Genomic DNA, 13629 nt, shown 5'->3' with positions numbered 1-13629 from the left:
AATGTTTAATTGTATAGTAGGAGAGGAATTAACTTTTAAAAATTTAGTTAATGGTCAATGGATAACAAGTAGTAGTAATAAATTTATAGATATTTATTCACCTATAGGAAATTGTTTGGTAGGAAAAGTTCCAGCCATGACAAAAGAAGAGGTAGACTTTGCAATTAAGAGTGCAGATGAAGCTCAAAAATTATGGAAAAACGTTCCTGTAAATGAAAGAGCAGAAATATTATATAAGGCAGCAGACTTATTAATAGAAAAAGTAGATGAAATGTCAGATATAATGATGAGAGAAATTGGAAAAGATAAGAAATCTTCTGAATCTGAGATATTAAGATCTGCTGATTATATTAAGTTTACAGCTGATACAGCAAAAAATCTATCTGGTGAAAGTATTCCAGGAGATAGTTTCCCAGGGTTTAAGAAAAATAAGATATCTTTAGTTACAAGAGAAGCTTTAGGTGTAGTTTTAGCTATATCACCATTTAACTATCCAATAAATTTAGCAGCTTCAAAAATTGCACCTGCTTTAATTGCAGGAAATTCAGTAGTTTTAAAGCCTGCAACACAAGGAAGTTTATGTGGATTGTATTTAGCTAAAGTATTTGAACAAGCAGGAGTTCCAGCTGGAGTATTAAATACTATTACTGGAAGAGGTAGTGAAATAGGAGATTATATAGTTACTCATCCTGAGATTGACTTTATAAACTTTACAGGAAGTACAGAAGTAGGTTCTAGAATTTCTAAAATAACTAGCATGGTACCATTATTAATGGAACTTGGTGGTAAGGATGCAGCTATAGTATTAAAAGATGCAAACTTAGATTTAGCAGCATCAAATATAGTTGCAGGAGCTTATTCATATTCAGGACAAAGATGTACAGCTGTTAAGAGAATACTAGTAGTTGATGAAGTAGCAGATGAATTAGTTAAAAAAGTTAAAGAAAAAGTTGAAAAATTAAAGGTTGGAAACCCTGTAGATGGTGCAGAAGTAGTTCCTTTAATAGATAATAAAGCGGCCGACTTTGTTTGGGAATTAATTGATGATGCAAGAGAAAAAGGAGCTCATTTATTAGTTGGTGGAAAGAGAGAGGAAAATTTAATTTATCCAACTTTATTTGATCATGTAACAACTGATATGAGATTAGCTTGGGAAGAACCATTTGGTCCTGTATTACCAGTAATTAGAGTAAAGGACAAAGATGAAGCAATAGATATTGCTAATAAATCTGAATATGGATTACAATCATCAGTATTTACAGAAAATATAAATGAAGCTTTTTATGTAGCTGAAAGATTAGAAGTTGGTACAGTTCAAGTAAATAATAAAACTGAAAGAGGTCCAGATCATTTCCCATTCCTAGGTGTTAAAGCTTCAGGAGTAGGAACTCAAGGTATAAAGTATTCAATTGAGGCTATGTCAAGACCTAAGGCGACTGTAATTAATATAGGAAAATAGCATAATTAAAGAGGACTGTTAAAAAACAGTCCTCTTTAATTTTAAACTATAAAAGTATTAATACAATTAATAAGTTTTAAATTAAATATTTAAAGCTTTATCAATAGCATTTTTATCAAAACCAACTATAACAGTACCATTTATATCTAAAACAGGAACTCCCATTTGTTTTGATTTATTTATCATTTCATCTCTAGCCATCATATCTTCTTGAACATTAAATTCTTCAAATTCAACATTTACTGATTTTAAGTAATTTTTTGCTTTTACGCACCATGGACAAGAGTTTGTACTATAAACTTTAACCATTGTTAATCCTCCTTTTTAATTATCAATAGATAATTAATATTATTTAATATAAAGTTTACACCATTTTCAAAATAAATTCAATATCTATACATGATTTTATAAAAATAAAGAATATGGTATCATATCAAATAGAAGTATAAACTATTTAATTATATTTTGATTTTCTAGGTTGGAGTTAAGAATCATATTATCTAAAGATGTATATTTATGATCTAAGTGTATATTTTCAGATAAATTTTTATCTTTGCCTTCACGTAATACATTTTTTGAAGGCATATTGGAAAAATAATCTCTACTAACCAAAATATCAACTCCTTTATTAAGTATAAGATTATTTTTCTCAAAATTTTATTTTTTATGACAAAATAAAAAATATAGAAAGTTTTTAACTGGTCTAGACATCTATAACTAGTTTTAATATAATATTTATAGGAGGGTTCATAATGATAGATAAAAGTAGTCCAATTCCAGTGTACTATCAACTTAAAAATGATTTAATATCTAAGATTTCTGAGGGGGTATGGAAACCTGGAGATTGTATAGCGAGTGAAAGAGAGTTATGTGAAATATATGGAGTTAGTAGAATGACTATAAGACAAGCTATTGGTGAATTAGTACAAGAAGGAATTCTACTAAGAGTTAAGGGAAAGGGAACATTTGTATGTGAACAAACCTTTAAACAAAAGGATATGATGAGTTTTACTGAAATAATAAAACAAATGGGAAAAAAATTAAGATCTGAATTAGTAGAATTTGAAAAAATTGAAACGCCAGATGATTTAAGTGACATTTTTTCATTAGATGAATTATATAAAATAACTAGAAAACGTATTGTTGATGAAGAATGTGTTGCTCTTGAAAGAGTTTATATACCAGTAGATTACTGTGGATATATAGATGAAGAAATGTTAAAAGGATCATTATTTAAAATATTAGAAGACTTCGGATATAAAGTAGATTACTCTCAATCCTCAATTGTTTCCGTTATTATGAATGATGAATTAAAAGAGATATTTGATGTGGATAATCAAGTACCTATGTTAAAAATTATTAGCAAAACATATGATCTAAATAATAAAATGATATTTTTAGAAGAGGCCATATACAGGTCAGATAAATTTATCTTAGAGGTAAATATATCGCGAAGAGAGGGGAAAATACGATGAAGGTAATAGTAACAAAGAATTATGATGAGTTAAGTAAAGTAGCAGCTAATGAAATGGCTAACATTATTAGAAATAATCCTAAAGCAATACTAGGACTAGCAACAGGTGGGTCACCAGTAGGTATGTACAAGGAATTAATAAAAATGAATCAATTAGGAGAAATTGATTTTTCAAAAGTTACTACTGTTAACCTTGATGAATATGTTGGTTTAAGTGGAGATCATCCTCAAAGCTATAGATATTTTATGAATAATACTTTATTTAACCATATAAATATAGATAAGAATAATACCTACGTTCCAAATGGATTAGCTGAAAATATAGAAGAAGAATGTAAAAACTATGATGCTAAGATTGCTGAATTAGGTGGTACAGATGTTCAATTATTAGGTATAGGCAATAATGGACACATAGCATTTAATGAGCCAGATACTTCTTTAGTTTCTGGAACACATTTAACTGGATTAACTGATGATACAATAAAAGCAAATGCAAGATTTTTTGATACAATAGATGAAGTACCAAAGACGGCTTTAACAATGGGACTTGGCGGAATAATGAAATCAAAGAAAATAATAGTTATAGCAAGTGGAGAATCTAAAGCAGAAGCTGTAAAAGGAATGGTAAGCGGAAAAATAAGTACAAATATGCCAGCATCGATGTTACAGATGCATAGGGATGTTGTAGTGATAGTTGATGAAGATGCAGCTAAATTATTGTAAAGTGAAAATAAGGCTTATAAAAGAGTTGTAATAATCTAATTATTATAACTCTTTTTTTATTATAGAAATTGGTTTTTAGAATTTGTTATGATATAGTATTTATAGTAATTTAATATAAAAATAAATAGATTGGTAGGTAAAATTTATGGCAAAGATTAAATCCATATTTGTTTGTCAAGAATGTGGATATGAGTCTCCTAAATGGTTAGGAAAATGTCCAGATTGTAATAAATGGAATACTTTAACTGAAGAAATAAAAGAAACTACAAAAGAAGTAAAATCTAAGGTTAATACTATAAGAGCAATAGAGAATATGCCAAAGAGCATAAGAGATATAAAATCAGGAGAAAAAGAAAGATATGATACTGGGTTAAAGGAGCTTAACAGAGTATTAGGTGGTGGATTAGTAAGAGGATCCTTAACTTTAATATCTGGAGATCCTGGTATAGGTAAATCCACCCTTCTTCTACAAACGGCAGATTCTATTTCTAAAAAATATGGAAAAGTATTATATGTTTCAGGCGAAGAATCTGAAGAACAAATAAAAATTAGGGGAGATAGGCTTGGAGTTAATGCGGATAATCTCTTTATAGTATCAGAAACTAATTTAGATTTAATTGAAGTATATATTAATGAAATAAATCCTATATTTGTAATTATAGATTCCATTCAAACTGTATATAAAGAATCAATTACATCAGCTCCAGGAAGTGTATCTCAAGTTAAAGAGTGTTCAAATGCAATTATGAGAATAGGAAAAAATAAAAATATTCCTTTCTTTATAGTAGCACATGTAACTAAACAAGGAGAATTAGCAGGTCCTAGAGTTCTTGAACATATGGTAGATACAGTATTATATTTTGAAGGAGAACGTACGGAAGAATTTAGGGTTCTTAGAACAATGAAAAACCGTTTTGGAACTACAAGTGAAATTGGAGTATTTGAAATGGCTGAAGAGGGGCTAAAGGAAATATATGATCCTTCGAGAATATTCTTAGAAGATACAAATTTTAATCAGGAAGGATCTACTGTAATAGGTATAATGGAAGGAACTAGACCTATTTTAGTTGAAATGCAAGCTTTAGTAAGTGAAAGTAATACACACTTAGCAAGTAGAACAGCTGTAGGTATAGATAATCAAAGATTAAGACTTATATTAGCGGTATTAGAAAAGAAATTAAGAGTACCTTTTTATAAATATGATGTATATGTCAATGTTGTTGGAGGACTTAGTTTAGATGGAACTACTGGTGACTTAGGCTTGGCATTAGCATTACTATCAAGTGTTAAGAATACTGGGTTAAAGCTTCAAAGAACTGTAATTATTGGTGAAGTAGGACTTACAGGAGAAATTAGACCGGTGGCTTCTTGTGAAAGATTAATAAAAGAAGCAGAGAAAATGGGTTTTGAAAATGCTATAATTCCTGAAAGAAATAGGGATAAGGTAAATAGTAGTATGAACATTATAGGGGTAAACAATTTAAGAGAGGCTATTAATAAGATATTCTAATAAGATTGGGTGAAGTGTATGAGGATAAAAGACGATGAAGAAATAAAGAGTATATTAAAGTTAATGAGTCCAGGAACGGCTCTTAGAGAAGGATTAGAAAATATATTAAGGGCTAAAACAGGTGGGCTAATAGTAATTGGTGATGATGAAAATGTAATGAAGATAGTAGATGGTGGATTTAATATTAACTCAGATTATTCACCAGCATATGTATATGAATTAGCAAAAATGGATGGAGCTATAGTTCTAAGTAGCGACTTAAAGAAAATAATTTATGCAAATACTCAATTGGTTCCAGATTATACCCTTACTACATATGAAACTGGTACTAGGCATAGAACAGCAAATAGAGTAGCTAAGCAAACAGGAAATATAGTTATAGCTATTTCACAAAGAAGAAATATAATAACTGTTTATAAGGGCGATCTAAAATATGTCCTTCAAGAAAGTAGTGTTATATTAGCAAGAGCTAATCAAGCAATACAAACCTTAGAAAAGTATGTAACAGTATTGGATAGAGTTATAAATAACTTAAATTTATTAGAATTTCAAGATTTAACTACTATTTTTGATGTAGTTACAGCAATTCAAAGAACAGAAATGGTAATGAGAGTAGTAGAAGAAATTAAAAGATACATAGTTGAATTAGGAAATGAAGGTAGATTAATAGCAATGCAACTTAGTGAACTTATAAGATTCATTGAGAGAGATGGAATACTGCTAATAAGAGATTATTGTAAAGAGGACATGGATTACAATGATATATATAATGAAATTCAAAAAGTTACATCGGAAGAGTTAGTAGATTTAGATTTAATAGCTAAGCTACTTGGTTATGGAGGAATGCCATTAACGGACACTTTAATTTCTCCAAAAGGTTTTAGAATATTATTTAAGGTACCAAGAATACCAGTTTCAGTAATAGAGAATTTAGTTAAACACTTCAAACAACTTAAATATGTAATTGATGCTGATACAGAAAAATTAGATCAAGTAGATGGAATAGGTGAAGCTAGAGCTAAAGCTATAAGAAGTGGATTAAAGAGAATAAAAGAACAAATATACTTAAAAAATGAGATTTAGTAAAAATATGTATAAAGCATAATAAAAAAGCTAATAATAAAAAAGCAGGTATTAACCTGCTTTGATCTATCTAAGGGTATATTTTCCCAAGATGTTTATTTTATTTTCTTCTTTTAATAATATATCATATAGATTTAAATCCAAGCAGTTGCATAAAGAAGTAAGATAAAATATATTAGTTCCAAGTTCATTTTCTATTACTTCTCGGCAGTTGTCACAAAGTTTTCCATCTATATGAGTGCTTAGAGAAGAATTTAATTTGGCTTCATCAGCAAATAAATTTTGTTTACTGGCATTTATCTTTATACAGCCACAATTAGTTACTGATTTAGCTAAAGCTCTATTAACTCTAGAATTGGATTCATTTAATTTTGTCATTATATCAAGAATACTTTTATGACGTAGTAAAGATTCATTAACATCATTTTGAAAACTATCAAATATCATATCTTTCATAGAAATCTACTCCTTTAATGTTATGGCTGTTATTAAAGTTTATAGCTATAAGTATTAATTAACTTAAGCTTATAATAAAATAAATAGGTAGTATTTTATAGGGGGTATTTTAAATTAATAAGTTTTTAAGATTTATTAACTTAAGAAAATGGAAATAATATGGTATAATATAGATTATAAAATTACATAGGAGGTGAAAATATGTTAAAAAAGATTATAAGAGTTATATTTACTATAATAGGTTTAATAAGTGGCTACATACTAAGTGGTATATTATTAAGTATAATAGTTTTAAGTGGACTACCTTTTCTATCTAAAGCAATTGGCATTATATCTTTTCGTATTTTAATAACTTTATTAATTGGCATTATTCTTTATTTTATTTCTCCACGTATTTATGACTCTATTGTTAAGGTGATTGAATATATAGAAAAAAATATTCAAAAGTTTACTGCAACTGAAATCATTTATGGAGGATTTGGTGCATTAATATCATTAATACTAACTTCTTTAATAGGATTACCATTAAATAGTATAAATTTATTTGGTTTAGGACCTATACTTTTTGTATTATTAAATTTAATATTTGCAATAATATTTGCTAGTATATTTATTGAAAAGAAGGATGATATATCAAATGTTCTAGCAAATTTAAGAAAAAATAATATTAAAGATAAAAAGAGTAAGGGAAATACAAAATCTATATCAAAGGTATTAGATACATCTGTAATAATAGATGGTAGAATTTTTGATATTTGTCAAACTGGATTTGTTGAGGGACCTTTAGTTATTCCTAATTTTGTTTTAGATGAATTACGACATATTTCTGATTCTGCTGATTCACTTAAGAGGAATAGAGGAAGAAGAGGGCTTGATATATTAAATAAAATTCAGAAAGAGCTAGATATAGAAACGCAAATTTGGGAAGGGGATTTTCCTGAAATTCAAGAAGTTGATAGTAAGTTACTAAAGCTTGCTCAAAAATTAAATGGAAAAGTTATAACTAATGACTTTAATTTAAATAAGGTAGCAGAGTTCCAGGGAGTACCAGTTCTTAATATAAATGAACTTGCTAATGCGATTAAACCAATAGTTCTTCCAGGTGAAGAAATGAAGGTTGTAGTAGTTAAAGATGGTAAGGAAGCTACACAAGGGATTGGATATTTAGATGATGGGACCATGATTGTTGTAGAAGGTGGAAGAAGGTATATGGGTGAACAAATTTTAGTAATAGTTACATCTGTATTACAAACTGCAGCAGGTAGAATGATATTTGCAAAACCAAAAGATGAATAGTAGGTGTTTATATGATTAGTGCTATAATTTTAGCAGGTGGCAGAGGAAAAAGAATGGGTGCTAAAGTTAGCAAACAGTATATAGAGCTTAATGGTAAACCTATTTTATATTACACATTAAAGAAGTTTTCTAATTGTAAAAATATAGATAAGATTTTTTTAGTATTACCAAAAGATGAAATAGAATATTGTAAAACACATGTTATAGATAAGTATTCGCTAAAAGTAGATTGTATAGTTGAAGGTGGAGAAGAAAGACAAGATTCAGTATTAAATGCTTTAGAAAAAATAGATAATAGTGAACTAGTTCTTATACATGATGGAGCAAGACCTTTTGTTTCTGAAAAAATAATAAATGAAGGTATAAAATATGCCTCTCTTTATGGAGCAGCAGCTCCAGGGGTAACACCTAAGGATACTATAAAAATAAAAGATAAAAATGGATTTTCTATTGATACTCCAAATAGACAGGATTTGATAGCAATTCAAACTCCACAAGTTTTCAAATTTAGTTTAATTAAGGAATGTCATAGAAAAGTAAAGAACGATAAGCTAATAGTTACAGATGATACTATGGTTGTTGAATCATATAACAATAAAGTGTTTTTATATGAAGGTGACTACACTAATATTAAAGTAACTACTCCTGAGGATTTACTAATTGCAGAAAGACTTATTTAATAAGGCTCTTATTATATTGACATAAAATTTTTTAGAATATATAATAAATTAAGTTATAATTAAATAAGTTTTAAAGCAGTGAAGAAGAATAGTAGAATCCGCTTTTCAGAGAGAAAATTCATAGGCTGTAAGATTTTCAATAGGATTTGAACCAGCTTTGGAGTTGTAGGTAAAAACTATCGGTTTAATATCGTTAAAATTATTAGAGCACAAATTTAGGTGGTACCGCGATATAAGTTCGCCCTAATTATAATAGGGCGGGCTTTTTTTATTTTTTATTAAATTATATTACTTTAAAATTTGTGGAATAATTAATAAGAGTTAAGATATGTAATAAAATTGTTAAATAAGTAGATATTTAAAAGGAAGTTTTAGAGTATCTCTAATAAAATATAAAATAATAGGAGGAAGCAAAAATGAAAATGTCTAATATGTTAATATCAACATTAAGAGAGGTTCCAGCAGAAGCTGAAATTAATAGTCATAAATTAATGTTAAGAGCTGGAATGATTAGAAAGATGGCATCAGGAATATATAATTATATGCCATTAGGATTAAGAGTCTTAAAAAAGGTAGAAGATATAGTAAGAGAAGAAATGAATAATGCAGGAGCTCAAGAGTTTTTAGCTTCAGCAGTTTTACCAGCAGAACTATGGCAAGAGTCAGGTAGATGGGATGTCTATGGAGAAGAAATGTTTAGACTTAAGGATAGAAATAATAGAGATTTCTGTTTAGGACCTACTCACGAAGAAGTATTTACAGATATAGCTAGAAATGAAATTAAGTCATATAAACAATTACCTGTAAATCTTTATCAAATTCAAACTAAGTACAGAGACGAAAGAAGACCAAGATTTGGAGTTATGAGATCAAGAGAGTTTGTAATGAAAGATGCTTATAGCTTTGATAAGGATCAAAATGGATTAGATATATCATATAATAAGATGTATGAAGCTTATATAAAGATATTTAATAGATGTGGAATAGATGCAAAATGTGTAGAAGCAGATTCAGGAGCAATTGGAGGTTCAAATTCAGCTGAATTTATGGTTAAATCAGAAGTAGGAGAAGATGATGTAGTTTTCTGTACAGCTTGTGATTATGCAGCTAATATAGAAAAAGCTCCTTCAACTGTTGAAAAAGCTGAAAAAGAAGAATTAAAAGATTTAGTTAAGACTGAAACTCCAAATATAAGAACTATTGAAGAGTTAGTGAAATTCTTTAATACAGATGAAAAGAAATTTGCTAAAACTTTAATCTATAATGCAGATGGTAAAATTGTAGCTGTAATGATTAGAGGAGATAGAGAGGTAAATGAGGTTAAGATATCTAATGCTTTAGGTGGAGTAGTTAATTTAAATATGGCGACACCAGAAGAAGTTTTAAAGGCTACTAATGCACAAGTTGGATTTGCAGGCCCTATAAATATAAATGTAGAAACATTATTAGTTGATGAAGAAGTAGTAAATATGTACAATTTTATAGTAGGAGCAAATGAAACAGGATATCATATTGAAAATGTAAATTATGGGAGAGATTTCGAAGGTGTAGTTGGTGATTATAGAAATATAACTGAAGGTGAAAAGTGCCCAGTTTGTGGAGAAAAAGTAACTATATCAAGAGGAACTGAAGTTGGCCATATATTTAAGCTTGGAACTAAATATTCTAAAGCGATGAATGCAAATTTCATTGATGAAAATGGTAAAGAGCAACCTTTTGTTATGGGATGTTATGGAATAGGTGTAACTAGAACTATGGCATCTATTATAGAACAGCATAATGATGAAAATGGAATAGTTTGGCCTTTATCTGTAGCACCATATCATGTTAATATTATACCAGTAAACATAAAAGATGAAGAACAAATGAGAATTGCTAATAACATTTATGAAGAATTAAAAGAAATCGGAGTAGATGTAGTTTTAGATGATAGAAATGAAAGAGCAGGAGTTAAATTTAAAGATTCAGATCTTATGGGTATTCCAATGAGAATTACAGTTGGAAAGAAAATCTCAGAAGGGCAAGTAGAATTTAAACTTAGAACTGCTGAAATGGAAAATATAAATATAGAAGAAGTAGTTAATAGAGTAAGAGAAGAGTTTAATAAAAATAAATTATCTGTTAGATAGGAGGTAATTAAATGAAAATTTATAATAGCTTAACAAGACAAAAGGAGGAATTTAAATCAATTACTCCAGGAGAAGTTAAGATGTATGTTTGTGGACCTACAGTTTATAATTATTTTCATATAGGGAATGGGAGAACTTTCATAGTTTTTGATACTATCAGAAGGTATTTAGAATATAAGGGGTATAAAGTTGAATTTATTCAAAATTTTACTGATATAGATGATAAAATGATTAAAAAAGCTAATGAAGAAGGCACTACAGTTGCAGATATTGGCGATAGATATATAAATGAATATTATAAGGATGCTGATGGATTAAACATTAAAAGAGCATCAACTAATCCTAGAGCAACTGAATATATAGAAGATATTATAGAATTTGTCTCTGGATTAATAGAAAAGGGATATGCTTATGAAGTAGATGGAGATGTATATTTTAGAACTAAGAAGTTTAATGGGTATGGAAAGCTTATTAAGCAAAGTTTGGAAGATCTTCAATCTGGTGCAAGAATAAATGTTGATGAAAGAAAAGAAGATCCAATGGATTTTGCTTTATGGAAATCTCAAAAACCAGGTGAACCAGCATGGGAAAGTCCATGGGGCTTAGGAAGACCAGGATGGCATATAGAATGTTCATGTATGGCTAAAAAGTTATTAGGTGAAACTATAGATATTCATGCAGGCGGAATGGATTTAGCTTTTCCACATCATGAAAATGAAATAGCTCAAAGTGAAGCATTAACAGGAAAGCCTTTTGCAAATTACTGGATGCATTCAGCATATTTAAATGTTAATAATCAAAAGATGTCTAAGTCTTTAAATAATTTCTTAACTGCTAGAGATGCATTAGAAAAATATGATGCAGATATAATAAGGTTTTTAATGCTATCTGCTCATTATAGAGTTCAATTAAATTTTAGTGATGATTTATTAGAATCTGCGAAAGCATCAGTTGAAAGGTTGTATAATGCAGTTTCAAATCTTGAAAACTTAATAAGTGAAGTTAAGAAAGAAAAAATGGATGAACAAGAAGAAGAGTATCTAAAATCTTTAGATAAATATAGAGAGAAGTATATTGCTAAGATGGATGATGATTTTAACACAGCAGATGCTATTACGGCTATCTTTGATTTAATAAAAGATATTAATACTAATGTATCTATAGAGTCATCTAAAGAACTTTGTGAGAAAGCTTTAGAGTTAATTAGAGAACTTGGAAATCCATTAGGAATTCTTCAAAAATCTACAAAGGGTAGTTTGGAAGAAGAAATAGAAAGATTAATTGAAGAAAGACAACAAGCAAGGAAAGATAGAAATTTTGCTTTAGCTGATAAAATAAGAGATGATCTTAAAGCTAGAAATATTGTTTTAGAAGATACACCTCAAGGAGTTAGATGGAAAAAAATAAATTAATATAAAGGCTGCAGTTTGCAGCCTTTATTTAAAGGAGATAGGATATGTTAGAGGATTTAAGAATTAGAGAATTTAGTAAAGAAGAAGCTAGGCAGTTAAATCCTTTGCAGTTAGCATTAATAGGCGATGGGGTTTTTGAAATATATATAAGAAACTATATTCTTTCTAATAATACGCAATTATCTGCTCATAAAATGCATGTAAAAGCTATTAGCTATGTAAAAGCTAAGAGTCAATCTGCTATAATGCATAGTATAGAGGAAGATTTAACAGAAGATGAAATGTATATATATAAAAGAGGTAGAAATGCAAAATCAGCAACTGTACCAAAGAACTCAAGTGTTGTAGATTATAGAAATGCTACAGGATTTGAAGCTTTAATTGGATATTTATACTTAATAGGAAATAAGGAAAGACTGTTTAGTATATTAGAAAAATCCACAGAAATATACTTAACATAACCCTATAAAAGTATATAATAGATTTAAGGAGTGATAAAAATGACTAAAGGAACAAGAGAAGCTAGAATGAGAGCAAGAATGGAAAGACAAATGCTTGAAAATAGTCAAAATAGACCTAAAAAACAATTTACAAGAGATAATAGAAGAAGTGTAGATAATAAGGATAATAATGTTGATATAGTAGAAACTGAAATTAGAGAAGATTTAATTGTTGGTAGAAATGCTGTAATGGAAGTTTTGAAGAGTGATAGAACAATAGAATCATTATATATTGCAAATGGTAATATGGAAGGTTCTATAAAAGCTATAATAAATATAGCAAGAGAAAAGGGTATAGTTTTAAAAGATGTAGACAGAAAAAAACTAGATGGAATGAGTGGTGGAGTGAACCATCAAGGAGTAATAGCTCAAGTTACTCCATATAAGTACTGCGAGATACCTCATATGCTAGATTTAGCTAAGAAAAGAGGGGAAGATCCATTTATAGTAATATTAGATGAAATTGAAGATCCGCATAACCTAGGGTCTATAATAAGAACTGCTGAGTTATGTGGCGTTCATGGAATTATAATACCAAAGAGGAGAAATGTTGGTATAACATCAACTGTTTATAAATGTTCTGTAGGTGCAATTGAGCATATGAAAATAGCTAAAGTAACTAATATAAATGCAGCTATAGATGAATTAAAAAAAGAAGGGCTTTGGATATATGGCGCAGATATAGCTGGAGATGAATATAGTTATGAAGTTAACTTTAGTGGGCCTTGTGCTATAGTTATAGGTAGTGAAGGAAGAGGAATATCTAAGCTTACGTTAAAAAAATGCGATAAACTGGTAAAAATACCTATGGTAGGAAGAATAAATTCTTTAAATGCTTCAGTTGCAGGTGGTATAATGATGTATGAAATATTAAAAGGAAGGCTAGTAAAATAACTAAGCTGTAAGA

At 28.9% G+C, this 13629-nt stretch carries 14 protein-coding genes; 11 read left to right on the top strand and 3 right to left on the bottom strand.

Annotated elements, in window-relative coordinates:
* The first annotated feature begins 1 nt into the window (after position 1).
* Positions 2-1459, top strand: a complete 1458-nt coding sequence (locus tag H9660_RS04140; RefSeq protein ID WP_191748832.1) for an NADP-dependent glyceraldehyde-3-phosphate dehydrogenase — start codon at positions 2-4, stop codon at positions 1457-1459.
* An 81-nt stretch (positions 1460-1540) separates the two neighbouring features.
* On the opposite strand, the gene H9660_RS04135 is transcribed toward H9660_RS04140, so the two are convergent.
* Together H9660_RS04135 and H9660_RS04130 are read right to left on the bottom strand one after the other, a co-directional pair.
* The gene (locus H9660_RS04135) at positions 1541-1768 is read right to left on the bottom strand and encodes a glutaredoxin family protein (protein ID WP_191748831.1); all 228 of its coding nucleotides are present in this window, start codon (positions 1766-1768) and stop codon (positions 1541-1543) included.
* A gap of 141 nt (positions 1769-1909) precedes the next feature.
* Positions 1910-2071 carry a hypothetical protein gene (locus H9660_RS04130; protein ID WP_191748829.1) on the bottom strand — a complete coding sequence of 54 codons (162 nt, stop codon included), beginning with the start codon at positions 2069-2071 and terminating at the stop codon, positions 1910-1912.
* Positions 2072-2211: 140 nt separating this feature from the next.
* Between H9660_RS04130 and H9660_RS04125 the strand changes: the two genes are divergently transcribed.
* The 4 genes from H9660_RS04125 (at position 2212) to disA (ending at position 6249) form a co-directional block, all read left to right on the top strand.
* Entirely contained in the window at positions 2212-2934 is a 723-nt protein-coding gene (locus H9660_RS04125; RefSeq protein WP_191748826.1) for a GntR family transcriptional regulator, read from the top strand.
* Positions 2931-3656, top strand: coding sequence for a glucosamine-6-phosphate deaminase (gene nagB, locus H9660_RS04120; protein WP_191748824.1), 726 nt, complete (start codon positions 2931-2933; stop codon positions 3654-3656). Before H9660_RS04125 ends, nagB begins: the two co-directional genes overlap by 4 nt.
* 145 nt (positions 3657-3801) lie before the next feature.
* Positions 3802-5166 (top strand): DNA repair protein RadA, encoded by a 1365-nt coding sequence (radA, locus tag H9660_RS04115; protein ID WP_191748822.1) that lies wholly within the window; start codon positions 3802-3804, stop codon positions 5164-5166.
* Between the two features lie 18 nt (positions 5167-5184).
* The gene (gene disA / locus H9660_RS04110) at positions 5185-6249 is read left to right on the top strand and encodes a DNA integrity scanning diadenylate cyclase DisA (RefSeq protein WP_191748820.1); all 1065 of its coding nucleotides are present in this window, start codon (positions 5185-5187) and stop codon (positions 6247-6249) included.
* 66 nt (positions 6250-6315) lie between these two features.
* On the opposite strand, the gene H9660_RS04105 is transcribed toward disA, so the two are convergent.
* Positions 6316-6705, bottom strand: a complete 390-nt coding sequence (locus tag H9660_RS04105) for a nucleoside triphosphate pyrophosphohydrolase family protein (RefSeq protein WP_191748818.1) — start codon at positions 6703-6705, stop codon at positions 6316-6318.
* A gap of 201 nt (positions 6706-6906) precedes the next feature.
* On the opposite strand from H9660_RS04105, the gene H9660_RS04100 reads away from it, so the two are divergent.
* The 6 genes from H9660_RS04100 (at position 6907) to rlmB (ending at position 13616) form a co-directional block, all read left to right on the top strand.
* On the top strand, positions 6907-8001 hold the full coding sequence (locus tag H9660_RS04100) for a PIN/TRAM domain-containing protein (RefSeq protein ID WP_191748816.1): 1095 nt from the start codon (positions 6907-6909) through the stop codon (positions 7999-8001).
* An 11-nt stretch (positions 8002-8012) separates the two neighbouring features.
* Complete coding sequence (gene ispD / locus H9660_RS04095) at positions 8013-8681, top strand: 2-C-methyl-D-erythritol 4-phosphate cytidylyltransferase (RefSeq protein ID WP_191748814.1); 669 nt, start codon at positions 8013-8015, stop codon at positions 8679-8681.
* Between the two features lie 416 nt (positions 8682-9097).
* Entirely contained in the window at positions 9098-10810 is a 1713-nt protein-coding gene (locus H9660_RS04090) for a proline--tRNA ligase (protein ID WP_191748812.1), read from the top strand.
* An 11-nt stretch (positions 10811-10821) separates the two neighbouring features.
* The gene (gene cysS / locus H9660_RS04085; protein WP_191748810.1) at positions 10822-12222 is read left to right on the top strand and encodes a cysteine--tRNA ligase; all 1401 of its coding nucleotides are present in this window, start codon (positions 10822-10824) and stop codon (positions 12220-12222) included.
* 44 nt (positions 12223-12266) lie between these two features.
* On the top strand, positions 12267-12683 hold the full coding sequence (locus tag H9660_RS04080) for a Mini-ribonuclease 3 (RefSeq protein WP_191748808.1): 417 nt from the start codon (positions 12267-12269) through the stop codon (positions 12681-12683).
* A 39-nt stretch (positions 12684-12722) separates the two neighbouring features.
* The gene (rlmB, locus tag H9660_RS04075) at positions 12723-13616 is read left to right on the top strand and encodes a 23S rRNA (guanosine(2251)-2'-O)-methyltransferase RlmB (protein ID WP_243190593.1); all 894 of its coding nucleotides are present in this window, start codon (positions 12723-12725) and stop codon (positions 13614-13616) included.
* The last annotated feature ends 13 nt before the right edge of the window (positions 13617-13629 follow it).

It is taken from the genome of Clostridium gallinarum (genome assembly GCF_014836325.1).
GTDB lineage: Bacteria > Bacillota > Clostridia > Clostridiales > Clostridiaceae > Clostridium > Clostridium gallinarum.
This window is presented reverse-complemented; position numbering and strand designations above follow the sequence as displayed.

Bases quoted from the DNA above. Each gene is read 5' to 3' on its own strand.
- H9660_RS04140 (WP_191748832.1), top strand. From the start codon at position 2: ATGTTTAATTGTATAGTAGGAGAGGAATTAACTTTTAAAAATTTAGTT.
- H9660_RS04135 (WP_191748831.1), bottom strand. From the start codon at position 1,768: ATGGTTAAAGTTTATAGTACAAACTCTTGTCCATGGTGCGTAAAAGCA.
- H9660_RS04125 (WP_191748826.1), top strand. From the start codon at position 2,212: ATGATAGATAAAAGTAGTCCAATTCCAGTGTACTATCAACTTAAAAAT.
- nagB (WP_191748824.1), top strand. From the start codon at position 2,931: ATGAAGGTAATAGTAACAAAGAATTATGATGAGTTAAGTAAAGTAGCA.
- radA (WP_191748822.1), top strand. From the start codon at position 3,802: ATGGCAAAGATTAAATCCATATTTGTTTGTCAAGAATGTGGATATGAG.
- disA (WP_191748820.1), top strand. From the start codon at position 5,185: ATGAGGATAAAAGACGATGAAGAAATAAAGAGTATATTAAAGTTAATG.
- H9660_RS04105 (WP_191748818.1), bottom strand. From the start codon at position 6,705: ATGAAAGATATGATATTTGATAGTTTTCAAAATGATGTTAATGAATCT.
- H9660_RS04100 (WP_191748816.1), top strand. From the start codon at position 6,907: ATGTTAAAAAAGATTATAAGAGTTATATTTACTATAATAGGTTTAATA.
- ispD (WP_191748814.1), top strand. From the start codon at position 8,013: ATGATTAGTGCTATAATTTTAGCAGGTGGCAGAGGAAAAAGAATGGGT.
- H9660_RS04090 (WP_191748812.1), top strand. From the start codon at position 9,098: ATGAAAATGTCTAATATGTTAATATCAACATTAAGAGAGGTTCCAGCA.
- cysS (WP_191748810.1), top strand. From the start codon at position 10,822: ATGAAAATTTATAATAGCTTAACAAGACAAAAGGAGGAATTTAAATCA.
- H9660_RS04080 (WP_191748808.1), top strand. From the start codon at position 12,267: ATGTTAGAGGATTTAAGAATTAGAGAATTTAGTAAAGAAGAAGCTAGG.
- rlmB (WP_243190593.1), top strand. From the start codon at position 12,723: ATGACTAAAGGAACAAGAGAAGCTAGAATGAGAGCAAGAATGGAAAGA.